Origin of the sequence: Lentimicrobium sp. S6 (genome assembly GCF_013166635.1) — a bacterium.
GTDB lineage: Bacteria > Bacteroidota > Bacteroidia > Bacteroidales > UBA12170 > UBA12170.
This window is the reverse complement of record NZ_JABKBZ010000009.1, coordinates 37,498-53,805: the sequence shown is the minus strand read 5'-3', so window position 1 is coordinate 53,805 and position 16,308 is coordinate 37,498. Positions and strand designations below refer to the sequence as shown.

Genomic DNA, 16,308 nt, shown 5'->3' with positions numbered 1-16,308 from the left:
TCTACATTCTGAAAATTCCATTTTTGGTATCTTCCCATTTCTTATTTAAAGTCATAGCTATCCCCAATGCTAAAACTTTTCGAGTATCTACTGGATCTATAATTCCATCATCCCAAAGGCGTGATGTGGAATAATAAGCAGAACCTTCATATTCGTATTTTTCCAGAATAGATTTCTTTAGTTGATCAATATCTTCTTGGGCCATTTCTTGTCCTCGAGCTTTTAGTTGATCCATTTTTACTTGAATCAATACATCAGAAGCTTGCTCTCCTCCCATAACAGAAATCTTGCTATTGGGCCACATCAATAATAGTCTTGGGTCATAAGCTCTGCCAGCCATAGCATAATTTCCAGCACCAAATGAGCCACCGAATACTACCGTAAATTTAGGCACATTGGCATTGGCTACAGCATGAACAAATTTAGCTCCATCTCTTGCAATCCCTTTTCTCTCGTATTCTTTGCCCACTATAAAACCTGTAATATTTTGAAGGAAAATAATAGGAATCTTTCTGGCTGTACATAGCTCTACAAAATGGGCTCCTTTTAAAGCCGTTTCTGAAAATAGAACTCCATTATTACCAATAATTCCAACGGGATAGCCTATGATTTTCGCAAAACCAGTTACAATAGTAGGAGCATAACGCTCTTTAAATTCCTGAAAACGACTCCCATCAACTATTCTTGCTATAATTTCTCGTACATCTATGGGTTTCTTTAAATCAACGGGAGCTAATCCGTATAACTCTTGAGGATCGTAAAAAGGTTCCTCTATTTCTTTGGTTTCTAGGTTTTGTTTGTCGTGATATTCAATACTCTCAAATATATTTCTACAAATGGAAATGGCATGTCGATCATCTTCCGCAAAATGATCTGCAGTACCTGAAATGCTGGTATGAACATCCGCTCCTCCCAGTTCTTCTGCACTCACTTCTTCTCCAGTTGCTGCTTTTACTAATGGTGGTCCACCAATAAATATGGTACCTTGCTCCTTAACAATGATGGTTTCATCGCTCATAGCAGGAACATAAGCTCCTCCAGCGGTACATGAACCCATGACGATAGATATTTGAGGAATCCCAGCAGCCGACATTCGAGCTTGATTATAAAAGAACCTTCCGAAATCAAAGCGATCGGGAAATACTTTGGCTTGCTCAGGTAAAAAAACACCACCGCTATCTACCATATAAATGCAGGCCAAATGGTTTTCCATGGCTATTTCTTGTGCTCTAATATGCTTTCTGATAGTCTCTTTAATGTAGGTTCCTCCCTTTACTGTGGCATCGTTGGCTATAATGATACAATCTTTGCCTTGAATTACTCCGATCCCAGTGATGATTCCTGCAGAAGGAAACTGGTTATCATAACTACCATAAGCTGCTAATGTAGAAAGCTCTAGAAAAGGTGTATTGGTATCCACAAGTAAATTAATGCGTTCACGAGCCAGAAGTTTCCCCCTCGACTTGTGCTTCTCAATCGCTTTAGCACTAGATCCATCTTGAACCATTTTTAACTTATCACGATATTCGTTTAGTAATCCTTCGAATTGCTTTTTATTGTTCTGAAAAGAATCAGACTGGGTGTTTATTTTGGATTTTATTCGATACACTTATCTTGGTTTTTATTTTGTTTCTATGAAAAGTCCTTTGAATACTAGCGCTAATAGCAAAATACATAACCAGCAACTCAATTTATAATCACTTGATATATTGCGCTTTAAAATACAGCCTCTAAGTTAGTAAAAACAAATGAGTACTAAGAAACTTTTTTTAAGAACTCAAAAATAGCAAATTTTACTATGCATGCATAATATATTTTAGATTGTTTTCATAAAAAATTGGTAATTACACCTAAACGATGCTATTGGAGAAGAGTTTTTCCAAAAGGGAAGAACAGATTAATCTAACCTTAGCCCTAGTTGGATTGAACATTAGTGAAATAAAAAAAACCGAACACAAAATCCATCTTAATTATTAGAAGCTTAATTGCTGTATATCTAAATTATATACATAAGAGGATTTCATTTTGGTTCTGAATTCCTGTTGTGCTTCTAATAATTCTCTAATGGCAAGATGGTCTTGGTTAAAATAACTGACCGTTATTCTAAACCCAAAGTCCTTATACAGTAAGTTATTTCCATTGGAATTATAAATCATCATTTCGTTATCGATTAATGTGCCACACTCATAAAGGGCCTTAATTTTATCCAAAACTTGATTAGAAAATGATTCTGTAACTTTATTAAAAATAAATTCTCCGAAATAATAGGAATCATTCATAAAGTAAAATACATATCTATCCACTACATTATTAGGTTGAATATAAAATTCAAGGCTGACCACTTTTTCATTATTAATATCCAACACTTCATGGGAAACGGGTTTGCCTAGTATTGAAATTAACTTTTTCGTTCCAATTCCAAATTCGATATTTTGAAAAAACAAAGGCTTATCTGTTAATTCCTTTTCACGTTTATTTAAAGAATTTCTGATTAAAGATACTTGATTATATAAATCAGATTTTGAATAATAATTCCCTTCATAATAACTATTATCCTTATCGAATAGACTCAAATAATTAATATGATATTGACCATAAATGATTCCATAGAGGAATACTTTTAAATAATTTCTAAAAAGAAAAACAAGGATACATGAGAATACGACGAATGTAGAGATGAGGTACATAATGATTGTTTTTTTTTAATAAATTGCTCAAAACAAATATAAGCAAACCAATTTCAATGTACAAGGAAATATTGACTATTTTTTGTTAATTGTGTCAATAATCAATTGTGCACTTCCACCATTAGAGAACAATTTATCCCATACTAACTTACGTTCATCCACATGACTGGGCTTAAAATCAGTACGCATTAATGATTTTACTAATGAAACCATTGATAAAGGTTCATCTTCTACAAAACATAAATCTTCCAAACCAGTATTCTTTACCATCAAAGTGTTAGCAATACAAAATCGCCCTTCAGATATTGATTTCAATAGCTTTAATTTGATTCCTGTATCTTGAAAAGTAGGTAAAATATTGATTTGTGCTTCCTTTATCAATCTATCCATTTCCTCAGTAGCGGGGTTCGCTATAATTTTTATATTTTTATAATGGGCCGCTTTATTCTCAAGCTCTAAACTAGGATTTTTACCTGTTATTACACAAGGGTATTTTACTTTTGAAAAAACCTCATCAATTAAAAAAGTAGCTGCTTTCTCATTTTCTTCTACTGATAAATTCCCATGATAAACCAAATAACTCCCTTTACCAACTAAACTTGTAATTCCAAAACCAGGATGAAAAGCAGGCACAAAACTCACATTGGAGAACCTACTTGAGAAATATTGTTCATCACTCTGGGAAATAGGCAAAATTACATCTGCATGGGTTAATTGAGATTCAAATTTCTCGAGCTTCTTTGCTTCTTGCTGATAATAAAACTTTTGTAGAAATTGCTTGGAGGCCAATGAAAGGTGATGGTAATATTGATGCTCTACATTATGAGTTCTAACCAATTTCAATCGGGAACTTAGTCTAATATCAGACAAAATTCCGCAGGTATGTAAACCTTCAAATAAAATAGGATAATCATCTTGTTGTAATGCCTTTATCAAATCTTCAGACTCTCTAGAAGCAACAATATATGGCTTACTCTTAAACAATTGAATCAATACATTTTGCCTCTGATAATAAGAAACCGTTTCACAAAACTTATTCAATTCTTCACTATGCTTCCTACCATATTCATAGGCATGTAAATGGATTTTAAGTCCCAATTCGTGCAAAGACTTAATCTTATAGAAAACATCAATCACTCCACCATAATCTGCAGGATAAGGAATATCAAAAGAAATGATATGAAGATGGAGATCTGAATTTTGCATTTATTATTCAATTATAAAATCTGCTCAAAATTAAAACATATTTCCCTTCTCTTTATTGTTTTCTTATAATAAAATAGAATTCTTTCAACTATACTTAGCTATTGTCTTCACTGATTCTCCAAATCTGTTTTCTTCCTTATTTATATACTATTTATATCAAGCTATCCTTTAAGATTAAATTTTCTGATTAATTTTGCCCCCGAAATGAAGAGCATAAAACATCAGTAAACGCAAAAACACAAAATATGAAATTAGAATTTTCAACTCAAGTAAGGGTAAGATATGTAGATTGCGATCAATCAGGATTTGTTTATAATGGAAATTATGCCACATTTTACGAAGTGGGTCGTGCAGAATCTTTTCGTCAATTGGGTCATACCTATAAACAAATGGAAGATGATGGGATTGTCATGCCGCTCATTAACCAATATAGTCGTTTCTATAAGCCCGCTTTCTACGACAACGTATTAACTATTATAACTCGCATACCCAAAATCCCTAAAGCTAGAATCCGGTTTGAATACTCCATATATAACGAGGAAAGCGAACTCATTAACGAAGGTTATAATGAATTGATTTTCTTGAGCAAAGAAAAAGGAAGACCGATGCGAGCGCCAGAATGGTTCATTGCACTTTTAACAAACTCCCTTAGCTCATAAAACTAATTCATAGGGATTTATTGAGTTTGTAGTTTCCTCATTGTTTTTCTTTCTATCTTTACAGGAACAAATTAAAGAAATGAATAGAAAATCAGTATTTCAGCTGTCTTTATTATTATTTATTGCATTTGTATTAAATGCTTGTCAAAATAATGAACGAGAACTTACTATTGCTATATCAAAAGCAAAACCTGACAAATGGTATGGTAATTATCCACAATGGGTGCATAAAGCCGATTCCAAGGTTAAAATCATCAATATGTATGAGCTGGGTCTGGATTCAGCACTTCAAGTATTAGATTATTGTGATGGTTTAATTATTTCTGGTGGAGCAGATGTATATCCTGGTTGGTATGGTAAGTTAGCCGATACAGCAAACTGTGGCGCGTTTGATAGATATAGAGACACCTTAGAAATTGAATTGATTAGAAAAGCTATGGCATTAAAAATGCCTTTAGTGGGAATTTGCAGAGGTCAACAAATTCTAAATGTAAGCCTCGGAGGAAGTCTGATTATAGATATTCCCACCGACCACGATACTGTTATAAAACACAGACTAGTTGACTGGGAAAACTGTTTTCACCAAATTCAACTGACAAAAGGAAGCTTATTGAGTAAATTAAGCTCACAGAGCGAGGGCAAAGTAAATAGCAACCACCACCAAGCCATAGACCAACTAGCTGATGACTTAAAAATCAGCTCTATTGCAAGAGACGGTATTATAGAATCTGTAGAGTGGAGGAATCCAAAAGACAAAGGATTTATGATAGCTGTGCAATGGCATCCAGAAAGACTTGATACTGTAAACCCAGAACTATCATTACCTATTATAAGAGAGATGCTATTTCAGGCCGAGCAGTACCATACTTATAAATAACGGATTATCTACCCACCGGATAATCCAAAAATTTTAAGCGCATCATGAAATTTTGGAATGATTATCCTCTTCTAAGAATACTCCTACCTTTAATAATTGGCATCCTTTTGGCTTTTTATTATCCCAATATTATATTGCCATTTTGGAGCCTTTTTATTCTAACTACCATCCTCCTATTCTGGGCATTCCGACCATTATCTTTAAGGAAATTCTCCATAAGAATTATTGGAGGAATCGTTATAAGCTTACTTTTTCTATTGATTGGAAATCAGCTCACAGAAGTAAAAACAGAAAAATACAATCATCTACATTATTCCAATCATGACAGTGTTAGTCATTTAATCATTAGGATAAATAGTCCGCTCACCGAAAAAAGAAAATCATTTAAAGCCACCGGACTAGTAATTGGTGGATTTCAAGAAAATGATACCAATGCTATTAAGTTACAGGGCAAAATCTTGATTTATTTTGAGAAAGTCAATTTTATCAAAATGGATTATGGAGATGAAATACTCATCGCAGCAGATAAATTACAAGCCATTAGAAATCTTGGAAACCCTAATGAGTTTGACTTTACTTCTTACCTCAAAAAGCAAAACATTCACCATCATGTATTTTTAACTAAAACAGATTGGATTACGACTAATCATCAGTCTCCAAACTTGATTAAACTATGGAGTTTAAATACTAGAAATCATTTATTAAAGCTTCTTGAAAATATGGAACTGGGAGATTCTGAATTCGGAGTAGCTTCTGCTCTATTATTAGGCTATGACGAATATTTAGATCCCGATTTAAGACAAAAGTATGCAGGTTCAGGCGCTATGCACATACTTTGTGTTAGTGGCTTACATGTCGGAATTATTTTTATGATTTTTAACGTATTATTTGCTCCATTAAGAAAAACAAAATATGGTTCCTATCTCAACTCACTCCTCATCATTACTCTCATTTGGCTTTATGCATTAATTACCGGACTTTCTCCTTCAGTATTCAGATCAACCACCATGTTTTCATTTATTATAATCGGTAGTTTAATAAATAGAAAAACTAGCACTTATAATAGTTTAGCAGCCTCAGCAGTGGTTCTATTGATTAATGATCCATTTCTAATCTTCCAAATTGGATTTCAATTGTCTTATTTAGCAGTATTGGCCATATTGTTTATTCAGCCCCCTCTTTCCAAACTATACTATTTTAAAAATGGATTTCTGACCAAAACAAAAGACTTGATCGCTGTATCCATAGCAGCTCAGATAGGAACTTTTCCACTCGCCATTTACTATTTCCACCAATTCCCAAACTATTTCATACTCACCAACCTCATTGTTATTCCTCTTAGTTTCGCCATACTTCTAAGTGGTTTCGCAACCATTTTCATTCACGCCCTACCCTTTTTAAAGTCTATTCTGGGACTTCTCTCACAAAAAATCCTGTATTGGTTATTATTTATTCTAAACAGCTCTATTGGTTTTATTAATCAGATGCCTTATGCAGTGAGTAGGAACTTATATTTTACTTTCTGGGATACCTTATTAGTCTATTTTCTTATCCTCTTTCTTATTCTAGCTCTCATGTATAAAAAAGCTAAAATTTTGATTGTATTCCTTTCTATTGCCATTATTTTAATGGTTTCTAATGCCTATTTAAGGATGGAAGATTATGAAAAAGATTTTTTTATTATCTATCACGTTCCAAAGGCGTCTTTAGTAGAATGGTCAACAAGCAATAAGAGCCAAGTGATTATGGATACTTCTTTATTCAATAGCCAGAATTATGAGAGATATTTATACGAGAGTCAACTCTATAGAAGAATAGATCATACCGAATATCTAACTTTTGATAGCATTTATTCTTCTTCTTGTATTAATTTTGATGGGAGGCTTATTTTTATTCTGGATAAAAGTCTTCAAATTCCAGAAAATGCAATACACTTGAATTATCTATATCTAAGAAACAATCCTAAAATCAGCCTACACCAATTGAGCAATAAATTAAGTTTTGACACCATTATTATGGATGGGAGCAATAAATATTGGAATGTACACAAGTGGAAAATGGAATGTGATAGTTTAAGAATCCCCTATTTTGATACAAAAGAAAAAGGAGCTTTCATGATTGAAAACTCCTTTTAAAATTCATTTTTTCAAACGATTATTTTTCAAACTTAATAGCGTTTACTACTTTAGTTTCTGTTAAAGCATATTGAACCAAATCTACTAAACTATCGAAGAACTTAAAACTTAAACCTTTGATATATTTCTCATTGATTTCATCAATATCTTTCTTGTTTTCGCTAGAAAGCAAAATCTCAGTAACCTTAGCATTTTTGGCCGCTAGAATTTTCTCTTTTATACCTCCAACTGGAAGAACCTTACCTCTAAGTGTAATCTCACCAGTCATAGCAATCTTAGATTTTACTTTCCTTTGAGTAAATAAGCTCACTAAAGCAGTTAACATAGTAACACCAGCTGAAGGGCCATCTTTAGGAGTAGCTCCTTCCGGAATATGAATATGCACATTATATTTAGTAAACACATCCTCATCAATACCAAAATCAGCTGCATGTGATTTAATATATTGGAAAGCTATAGTAGCTGACTCCTTCATCACATCACCTAAGTTTCCGGTTAAGCTAAAACTTCCTTTTCCTTTACTGAGGCTGGTTTCAATAAACAGAATTTCTCCCCCAACGCTTGTCCAAGCTAATCCAGTCACTACGCCAGCAATATCATTATTTAGATCTCTATCTCGACGAAATCGTGGTGTTCCCATAATATTTACAACATCCTCTTTATCCACCTTTATATTATAGGCCTCCTCCATCACAATAGCTTTTACCCTATTACGAATAATCTTAGCCAAATTTTTATCTAAAGTTCTTACACCAGCTTCGCGAGTATAATCCTCTACTATCTGCTCCAATATGGCTTTAGAGAAAGTAAGTTGGGATTTCTTAACACCATGTTCTCTTAATTGTTTAGGTAATAAATGACGCTTGGCAATCTCTATTTTTTCTTCCTTCAAGTAACCGCTTAAATCGATAATTTCCATCCTATCTCTTAAGGCAGGATGAATGGTACTTATATTATTAGCTGTTGCAATAAACATGATTCTAGATAAATCATAATCTACTTCTAAATAATTATCGTGAAAGGCTGTATTTTGCTCTGGGTCTAATATTTCCAATAAAGCAGCTTGAGGATCGCCACTATAATTATTCCCACTCACCTTATCTATTTCGTCTAAAACAAATACGGGGTTAGAGGAATTAGCTTTCTTTAAATTTTTAATAATTCTACCTGGCAAAGCTCCGATATAGGTTTTTCTATGTCCACGCAATTCAGATTCATCACGTAAACCACCCAGGGACATTCTTATATACTTTCTACCTAAAGCTCTAGCAACTGACTTACCTAGTGAGGTTTTCCCAACACCGGGAGGGCCTAAAAGACATATAATAGGAGATTTCAAATCCTTTTTCAGCTTTATAACTGCTAGATACTCAATAATTCTCTCTTTTACTTTCTCCAAGCCATAATGGTCATCATCTAAAACCTTTTGAGCATTTTTAAGATCTAGATTATCCTCGGTATATTCTCCCCAAGGAAGACTTACAAGTGTATCGAGATAATTGAGTTGTATAGAAAACTCAGCAGCTTGAGGATTCATCCTTCTTAATTTCTTCAACTCCTCGTCAAATGTCTTCTTAACTTCTTTATTCCACTTTTTACTCTTCGCTTTCTTTTTAAGCTCCTCTATTTCAGTTTCACTTGGAACGTCTCCTAATTCTTCTTGAATGGTTCTCAATTGTTGATTAAGCATATAATCACGCTGCTGTTTATCGAGATCCTTTTTTACTTTGCTTTGAATTTGATTTTTAAGCTCCAACATTTGCAACTCCTTATGCAAATTTTTCAATACGCCTTGTGCTCTTTCAGTAATAGAATCTACCTCTAACAATTTTTGTTTGTCGTTAACATCAGCATTCAAATTACTACAGATAAAGTTCACTAAGAAGTTCGGACTTTCAATATTCTTCAAAGCGAAGGCTGCATCAGAAGGTAAATTGGGTGATTGCTTAATAATTTGAACAGAAAGCTCTTTTAAAGAGTCGAGCAATGCTGTAAAATTATCATTCTTCTCAGCCAAAACTTCGGCTCTATTCTTTATTCGAGCAACCAAGTATGGTTCTGTTTGAACCACTTCTTTCAACTCAACCCTTCTCTTACCCTGAATAATTGCTGTGGTAGTACCATCAGGCATATTCAACAGTTTAAGAATTAGAGCGGTAGTCCCAACGTTATAAAGATCTCCAATTTCAGGATCCTCTATCGCTACATCTCTCTGAGAAGCTACAGCTATGGTTTTATTTCCATTATTATAGGCTTCTTTTATCAACTTTATAGATTTATCTCTGCCTACTGTAATAGGAATGACCACACCTGGAAATAGCACCGTATTTCTTAAAGACAAAACGGGTAAGGCATCAGGTAAATCTTCATTATTCATAAGATCCTCATCTTCGCTAGATAAAAGAGGAATATATTCTGCATCGTGGTCCATTAAGTCGGACAAGTATAATAGATTTGTCATTTTTTCTTTCATATATTGACAATTTGACAGACATTTGATTAAACCATGGAAAAAACACAAACAGCCCCATCGTAAAACATTGTATATCAATTATTTATTTAATATCACTAATTGAATTCATAAGTGTTTCAAATAACATACCAAAAAAAAGCCCTTTTGTAAAAAAGGGCTTCAATATTATATGATCCAAAATTTTAATAGGACTTATTTCCAATAGTTAAATCAAATACCGATTGTAATAAATCTTGCTCCATTTGGTCAAATTCTTTACCTCTTCGGCCATAAACAATTTTCGCAACTTCAAATGCTTTATCTATTTGATAATTGCTTTGTCTTCCTGTTCCACCCCATCTAAAAGAAGGAATATAATTTCTTTGGAATCCAGAGCCAAAAATATTGCAATTCACTCCAACCACAGTTCCTGTATTAAACATGGTATTGATACCACATTTAGAATGGTCACCCATTATTAAACCACAGAAAGTTAATCCTGTACTCACAAAGCTTGACTGAGGGTAATTCCACAATCTTACAGGTTCGTATGTATTTTTAAGATTAGAGGTATTAGTATCACTACCCAAATTACACCATTCTGCGATTACACTGTTTCCAAGAAAACCATCATGCGCTTTATTACTATGAGCAAAAATCACAGTATTATTTAATTCACCCCCAACTTTAGAATAGGGACCAACAGTAGTAGCTCCATATATTTTGGCTGCCATTTTCACAACTGCATTTTCACATAATGCAAAAGGACCACGAATAACGCTATTTTCCATGATCTCAGAATCCTTACCGATATATATTGGCCCTGTATTTGCATTTAGAGTCGCAAATTCAACAGTGGCACCTTCTTCTACAAATATATTCTCCAGCCCAATTACATTATTACTATCGCTTAGTTTCGCAGATTTCCTCCCTTTTGTAAGAAGAATGAAATCATCACGAATAGCCTTGTCATTATTAGAAAAGACATCATAAGTATACATTAACTTGATATGCTCTTCATTAAAATCATGACTGTATTCAGCATCAAAATTAGGCTCACCACTAATATCTTCGCCTACATTCATGGCAATAATATAATCTTCAGTATTTAAGGTCTCATTTATCTTCAGGTTTTTAACTGCCTTTACCATTTCAGGAGTTGGACATACTGAACCATTGATAAGTATATTTTGTTTTCCTTCTTTAATAGGAAATTTCTTTGCCAAATAAGATTCTGTTATGGTTGATGTTTTTTCTCCCAAATATTTCTCCCATTTCTCTCTGATGGTTAAAATACCTATTCGAATATCAGCAATCGGCCTAACGAGTGTTAGAGGCAAAAGATTGTTTCTGGACGAATCGTCAAATAGGATATAATTCATATATTGATTATTAAATATTTATAACTCTACTTCTGTTTATACAATAATAAGCATTATTTATGGCATTTCAAAGAATATTTTGTGAAAAAACATTAAATATGAAAAGCCCAATCTCCGAAGAAATGGGCTTTATCAAATATCTTAAAACAAGAATTACTTAAGGTGTTTCTTGTATTTATTTTTGAACTTATCGATACGACCAGCTGAATCCACTAACTTCATCTTACCAGTGTAAAATGGGTGAGACTGGTTTGAAATATCAAGCTTAATCAATGGATATTCTTTTCCATCTTCGAACTCAATAGTTTCTTTAGTTTTGGCAGCAGATTTAGTTAAAAATGCATAACCGTTTGACATATCTTTAAATACTACAAATCTGTATTCCTTTGGATGGATATCTTTTCTCATTTCTTTTTTCTCCTTAATATTTTCGGTGTGCAAAAGTATATAATTTCAGTTAAAATAAAAATATTTTTCAAGTTTTTTTACGTATTAATTTCAAAGTCTTTTCTTTTTATTGAAAACATTGGTATTTTCAACTATAAAGCAACTAAAAAAGCCATAGTATCTACCCCATCTGCATAATCATTAAGCGCTGGATGCTGTCCTTGGCCAAAGTCAAAAAACTCATTTTGATGTCCAATGATGCATTGAATTTCATCTTTTTTAAGCTCCAGATATTCTTTTAATTCAGACAAGGAATTATATTCCTCATAATGAAGAACAGAAATTGGAGAGGCAAGTGAAAGGTCTTTCTTTACTAATAGAAACCCATTATCACGATGCATAACCTTATTTACCAAATATATGGCTTTATTATATTCGTAATTATTATAATATTTATTATGATGTTCGAAATGTTTATAAGACTCCATAGCCTCAAATAATGAGCGCAGCTCATATCCTATTGGGACATATAACTTGGAAACACTTCTACAACCCAAACCAAAATAACTCATAATATCCTTGGACAAAGCAAAAAGCTCTTGCTCAGTTTCCATACCATCAAGGACTGCAATTCCATTCCTGTTTTTTCTGATGATATGAGGATACTTACTAAAATAGTATTCAAAATATCGAGCAGTATTATTAGAGCCAGTCGCAATAACAGCATCAAAGTTTTCAAGTTGTCCTTTAGTAAAGTAGGCTTGACTAGCCAATTCGGGATCAACCACTCCAAGTATCTGATTTAATAATGGAAGCAAATGGGCATCATCGGAGCTTAATTTGGCTATCAATTGATGTCCTGACAAGAGAACACTTAAATAATCATGGAACCCAACTAAAGGGAGATTACCAGCCATGACTACCCCTACTTTTTTTTGCTCGTAATCCTTTTTAAAAGGATAGGGTTTCAACCAACGCTGCATTCTATCTCTTCTTAATGCCTCTGACCAGTCTTGCAAGGCCATCCTCACAAACTCTTGAGTAAACCAACCATTATAATGATGAGCATGCTCAAAATAGTCTAATAACTCATCCTGAAGCTGTATGACGGTACCCACTTGATCGTTCCATTTTTTAAGCTCCTCCAGTTTCAGTGGCTTCATGTTATTATCTAGTAATAATCTTAAAAAAGCGCCCACCTTAGAAAAAGCAGCGATTCGTGTTTCTAATGCTATCATTTATTTCAAAAGTTTAAATTCAAAATTATTCGCCATTCGCTTTCTAGTAAAATACAAAATAGCATAATAGGGAGCTAATAGTGCAATAGAAATCAATCCAGCCAGACCTTCATCTTCAATGAGGTTAGTAAAAATAATTAAAGCCACCACTACTATAATTAGCGGAAACACATATCCAAATAGGACCGCCCAGGTTCCAACTTTCTGATCAATAGCAATAATCACTTTATCACCAACCTTATAGTCTTGGTTGGTATGTGGCTTCACCTCAACTATTTTCTCCTTCATATCGGAAGCAGAACAAGCTCCTTTCACCTGACAAGAAGCACAAGTTGCCATTGAAATAATACTCACAGAGAGTTTATCAGGCTCTACTAGAGTGATAATACCATCATGCTGTATTTGATCACCGATTTTTTCTGACATTTAAATGTTTTTTTTGGTGCTGGCAAAGGTATAAAAAAGCTGAAGAGAGGACTCTATTTTAAGAAAAATTAGCTACAACTATCTGATCAGATTACAATTAAAAAAATGTTAGTTTTTATTTGCGAAAAATATAAAAACATTTGTACTTTTGCAGCTGGGTAAGTCTTGTACGACTAGCTCCTTCAGAACTCCCCCAGGACGGGAACGTAGCAAGGGTATGAAGTTGTAGCAGTGCGATGCAAGTAGCTTGCCCTTTTTTTTGTGCAATCATTTTTCTCAAAAATTTGCAACACTGATCTTGAGAAATTTATTATAATCTTAGCCTTTTAAATATTAATTTGTTTGAAAGGCTTTCTTTATACCTGTTAATTATTTAGCTATGAAACCTTTTTCCATTAATACTGACTAACCAAATTGGACCTTTATTACATATCATGCTTTAAATCGAAATACAATAGATTTTTAGTATCAAAGAAAAACAATTTTCTAATAAAAGAAAGTTTATAGGATCATTTGAAGTAAAAGAAATAGCTAAATAAGTTCTTTTCAGTACCTAACAATTCCCAACTATAATTAACATCAGAACCTATTGCTACCATTCTCAATAAGCACCAGTATCAATTACCTTTAACACATTAAAAGCCTAATATACAGTACATTATCGCTATTCTAATTTTAGAAACGTGAACCTTCAAGAAATCTAATTATTAACTTTTCCACCACCAAATCGAGCTTTACGAAGCAAAGAAATAGCGGAATAAAGTATCAAACTTGCGAGTGCAATAGAGAAGGCTGGATCCACATAATCATGAATAATAACACTAGGTACAAAATAATAAACCAAAATGCTTATCACTGCAGTTAAAGCAGTAAAGGTTTTTATACGGAATAAGGTCCATTGACTTTCCATAACGGGAGAAAAAGCTTCTTTACTTATTTTTAAATTTTTGCGCCATTGGTAAAAATTTACAAAAACAGCAATTGTATTTCCAAAGACTCCAGCCATGGAAGCATAAAACTCCAATTCTTTAGGGTGAAAAAATCTTTTAATGGCAATAAAGGAAACTACAATAAAAGAAACAAAAAATACAAATACCATAATTCTGGCATTAAAAACTTCCTTTTTTATCAAAACCTCTTGCTTTTTAACCGATTTTTGAGCGGTACGTAAACTGAGGAAGACAGATAGGGATTGAGCTCCTCCCATCAGCATTTGGGCTATTAGAGTAATCGAGTTAGACAATATACTAATGAAAACAAAGGGCACCCAAGTAGCGAATATCACTAAAAAGTTAATCCAAAGCGTTCGCTTTTTCTTTTGTAATAAATCGCTTGTAACCTCCACTAGCTCGTCTTTTGATTTTCGGCTGCTTCTCTTGCCAAATGACGAACTACAATCAATACATCATCGTATTTATCGGCTAAATGTTGGCTCAATTGCTCTGCTCCAAAAACAGAACGATGCTGACCTCCAGTACAACCAAAGTTTACCATTAAATCAGTAAAGCCACGTTCTAGGTACTTGTCAACAGATTGCTCAACCAGGGTATAGACTTGCTCTAAAAAGCTATGCACTTCTTTTTCTTTAAGGAGATAATCCACCACTGGCTCGTCCATTCCTGTTAAACTTTTGTACTCGTCGTACCTGCCAGGATTTGGTAAAGCACGACAATCAAAAACAAAACCTCCTCCATTATTGGGGTCGGTAGGAATACTTCCATATATAAATGAAAAACTATTGACTTTTATCTTTAACATCTTCTAGAATTAATTTTCAAAATTATTTTTTATTTGCACAACATCAGCTAATATCTTTAAAAAATAGGATATTTTATCATCACCGCCCATCTGTACCAGTAGTCTTTGCAGGTTATCCAGAGCATTGGGAATGCTGTTTTTAAAATAGGGCTTTCCTTCTATCAATCCTCTAAATCCATAGGCTCCAAGTGTTTGAACAATGCGTATTAAAAGGATTTTTTTGAAATTATTATCGAAATCCATCCTATTCTGACTTATTTCTGGTGTACAGAGCATAAAGTAGTCATCTAAACATTGCTTTCTAAAGGCATTGGGCAAGTTAGCGGAGGCCTGATATAATAGACTAGCCAGATCATAAAGCATGGGGCCTCTCCTACCTCCTTGAAAATCGATAAACCAAACTTCCCCTTTATGTATATGAATATTTCGAGCTTGAAAATCTCTAAACATAAAATAAGGTTCCAATTCATTTATCGCCAAATCTTGAGCCAAAAACTGAAAATCATCCTCCAATAATTGTTCATCAAATTCAACTCCTGAAACTTTAAGGAAGTAATACTTAAAATAGTTGAGATCCCAAATTATCGACTGCTCATCAAAAGAAGCGCGAGGATAGCATTTTGAGTAGTCGAGTTCACGAGCACCTAATTGCATTTTCATGAGCATTTCCAAGCTCTCCTTATAATATTGCTTAGTTCCAGTGGTTAACCCTTCAGATTTCAAGTAATTGAGTAAATTTAAATCCCCAATATCTTGCTGTAAATAAACACAGCGATCCTCCGAAATATAATATACTTCAGGAATACGAATTCCTTTTTGTCGGAAATAATCAGCCAAATAAAAAAAAGCTTCATTCTCTCTTATATCTGTGCTGTAGGTGGCTATTATTGTTTTGTCACCAGAATATAAACGAAAATAATGACGACTAGAAGCTGAACCAGAGTTTAATACTTCAATCCGTTCTGGCACCTTCGATTGCCAATTTTGGTATTCTTTTGAAATAAGTATTTCTGTATTTATGCGAATCATTGTTCAAATATAGAAATTTCATGGAATTTGAGACTTTGTTTTTCTTGCGTATAGCAAATACTATAGATTTTC

14 protein-coding genes and 1 other RNA gene are annotated in these 16,308 nt (G+C 33.5%); 4 read left to right on the top strand and 11 right to left on the bottom strand.

Going from position 1 to position 16,308, the window contains the following annotated elements; all coding sequences use genetic code 11:
• Nucleotide 1 precedes the first annotated feature (1 nt).
• The 3 genes from HNS40_RS05390 to HNS40_RS05380 all read right to left on the bottom strand — a co-directional run bounded on the left by HNS40_RS05390 (nt 2) and on the right by HNS40_RS05380 (nt 3,893).
• Complete coding sequence (locus HNS40_RS05390) at nt 2-1,609, bottom strand: carboxyl transferase domain-containing protein (protein ID WP_172278453.1); 1,608 nt, start codon at nt 1,607-1,609, stop codon at nt 2-4.
• A 364-nt stretch (nt 1,610-1,973) separates the two neighbouring features.
• The gene (locus HNS40_RS05385) at nt 1,974-2,687 is read right to left on the bottom strand and encodes a hypothetical protein (protein WP_172278451.1); all 714 of its coding nucleotides are present in this window, start codon (nt 2,685-2,687) and stop codon (nt 1,974-1,976) included.
• 75 nt (nt 2,688-2,762) lie between these two features.
• Entirely contained in the window at nt 2,763-3,893 is a 1,131-nt protein-coding gene (locus HNS40_RS05380) for a glycosyltransferase (RefSeq protein ID WP_172278449.1), read from the bottom strand.
• Nucleotides 3,894-4,138: 245 nt separating this feature from the next.
• Between HNS40_RS05380 and HNS40_RS05375 the strand changes: the two genes are divergently transcribed.
• The 3 genes from HNS40_RS05375 (at nt 4,139) to HNS40_RS05365 (ending at nt 7,564) form a co-directional block, all read left to right on the top strand.
• The gene (locus HNS40_RS05375; protein ID WP_172278447.1) at nt 4,139-4,552 is read left to right on the top strand and encodes a thioesterase family protein; all 414 of its coding nucleotides are present in this window, start codon (nt 4,139-4,141) and stop codon (nt 4,550-4,552) included.
• 79 nt (nt 4,553-4,631) lie between these two features.
• Nucleotides 4,632-5,429, top strand: a complete 798-nt coding sequence (locus tag HNS40_RS05370; protein WP_172278445.1) for a gamma-glutamyl-gamma-aminobutyrate hydrolase family protein — start codon at nt 4,632-4,634, stop codon at nt 5,427-5,429.
• Nucleotides 5,430-5,473: 44 nt separating this feature from the next.
• Nucleotides 5,474-7,564 carry a ComEC/Rec2 family competence protein gene (locus HNS40_RS05365; protein ID WP_172278443.1) on the top strand — a complete coding sequence of 697 codons (2,091 nt, stop codon included), beginning with the start codon at nt 5,474-5,476 and terminating at the stop codon, nt 7,562-7,564.
• A 19-nt stretch (nt 7,565-7,583) separates the two neighbouring features.
• Here HNS40_RS05365 and lon read toward each other — a convergent pair whose 3' ends face one another.
• The 5 genes from lon to HNS40_RS05340 all read right to left on the bottom strand — a co-directional run bounded on the left by lon (nt 7,584) and on the right by HNS40_RS05340 (nt 13,449).
• The gene (gene lon / locus HNS40_RS05360) at nt 7,584-10,037 is read right to left on the bottom strand and encodes an endopeptidase La (protein WP_172278441.1); all 2,454 of its coding nucleotides are present in this window, start codon (nt 10,035-10,037) and stop codon (nt 7,584-7,586) included.
• A 182-nt stretch (nt 10,038-10,219) separates the two neighbouring features.
• The gene (locus tag HNS40_RS05355) at nt 10,220-11,398 is read right to left on the bottom strand and encodes a GlmU family protein (RefSeq protein ID WP_172278439.1); all 1,179 of its coding nucleotides are present in this window, start codon (nt 11,396-11,398) and stop codon (nt 10,220-10,222) included.
• Nucleotides 11,399-11,551: 153 nt separating this feature from the next.
• On the bottom strand, nt 11,552-11,806 hold the full coding sequence (locus tag HNS40_RS05350) for a type B 50S ribosomal protein L31 (RefSeq protein WP_172278437.1): 255 nt from the start codon (nt 11,804-11,806) through the stop codon (nt 11,552-11,554).
• Between the two features lie 131 nt (nt 11,807-11,937).
• A complete protein-coding gene (locus HNS40_RS05345) occupies nt 11,938-13,023 on the bottom strand; it encodes an acyl-CoA reductase (protein WP_216663611.1) in 1,086 nt (361 codons plus the stop codon).
• Complete coding sequence (locus HNS40_RS05340; protein ID WP_172278435.1) at nt 13,024-13,449, bottom strand: SoxR reducing system RseC family protein; 426 nt, start codon at nt 13,447-13,449, stop codon at nt 13,024-13,026. It abuts the gene before it with no gap.
• A gap of 156 nt (nt 13,450-13,605) precedes the next feature.
• On the opposite strand from HNS40_RS05340, the gene ffs reads away from it, so the two are divergent.
• An RNA gene (ffs, locus tag HNS40_RS05335) (signal recognition particle sRNA small type) lies at nt 13,606-13,705 on the top strand.
• Between the two features lie 444 nt (nt 13,706-14,149).
• Here the strand turns inward: ffs and HNS40_RS05330 are convergent.
• The 3 genes from HNS40_RS05330 to HNS40_RS05320 are packed head-to-tail and all read right to left on the bottom strand — an operon-like array spanning nt 14,150 to nt 16,236.
• A complete protein-coding gene (locus tag HNS40_RS05330) occupies nt 14,150-14,794 on the bottom strand; it encodes a cation transporter (RefSeq protein ID WP_172278433.1) in 645 nt (214 codons plus the stop codon).
• Entirely contained in the window at nt 14,794-15,207 is a 414-nt protein-coding gene (locus tag HNS40_RS05325) for an RNase adapter RapZ (protein WP_172278431.1), read from the bottom strand. The genes HNS40_RS05330 and HNS40_RS05325 overlap by 1 nt, the downstream gene beginning before the upstream one ends.
• Nucleotides 15,208-15,216: 9 nt before the next feature.
• Nucleotides 15,217-16,236, bottom strand: coding sequence for an aminoglycoside phosphotransferase family protein (locus HNS40_RS05320; protein ID WP_172278429.1), 1,020 nt, complete (start codon nt 16,234-16,236; stop codon nt 15,217-15,219).
• Nucleotides 16,237-16,308: the final 72 nt, after the last annotated feature.

Bases quoted from the DNA above. Each gene is read 5' to 3' on its own strand.
- HNS40_RS05385 (WP_172278451.1), bottom strand. From the start codon at position 2,687: ATGTACCTCATCTCTACATTCGTCGTATTCTCATGTATCCTTGTTTTT.
- HNS40_RS05380 (WP_172278449.1), bottom strand. From the start codon at position 3,893: ATGCAAAATTCAGATCTCCATCTTCATATCATTTCTTTTGATATTCCT.
- HNS40_RS05375 (WP_172278447.1), top strand. From the start codon at position 4,139: ATGAAATTAGAATTTTCAACTCAAGTAAGGGTAAGATATGTAGATTGC.
- HNS40_RS05370 (WP_172278445.1), top strand. From the start codon at position 4,632: ATGAATAGAAAATCAGTATTTCAGCTGTCTTTATTATTATTTATTGCA.
- HNS40_RS05365 (WP_172278443.1), top strand. From the start codon at position 5,474: ATGAAATTTTGGAATGATTATCCTCTTCTAAGAATACTCCTACCTTTA.
- lon (WP_172278441.1), bottom strand. From the start codon at position 10,037: ATGAAAGAAAAAATGACAAATCTATTATACTTGTCCGACTTAATGGAC.
- HNS40_RS05355 (WP_172278439.1), bottom strand. From the start codon at position 11,398: ATGAATTATATCCTATTTGACGATTCGTCCAGAAACAATCTTTTGCCT.
- HNS40_RS05350 (WP_172278437.1), bottom strand. From the start codon at position 11,806: ATGAGAAAAGATATCCATCCAAAGGAATACAGATTTGTAGTATTTAAA.
- HNS40_RS05345 (WP_216663611.1), bottom strand. From the start codon at position 13,023: ATGATAGCATTAGAAACACGAATCGCTGCTTTTTCTAAGGTGGGCGCT.
- HNS40_RS05340 (WP_172278435.1), bottom strand. From the start codon at position 13,449: ATGTCAGAAAAAATCGGTGATCAAATACAGCATGATGGTATTATCACT.
- HNS40_RS05325 (WP_172278431.1), bottom strand. From the start codon at position 15,207: ATGTTAAAGATAAAAGTCAATAGTTTTTCATTTATATATGGAAGTATT.
- HNS40_RS05320 (WP_172278429.1), bottom strand. From the start codon at position 16,236: ATGATTCGCATAAATACAGAAATACTTATTTCAAAAGAATACCAAAAT.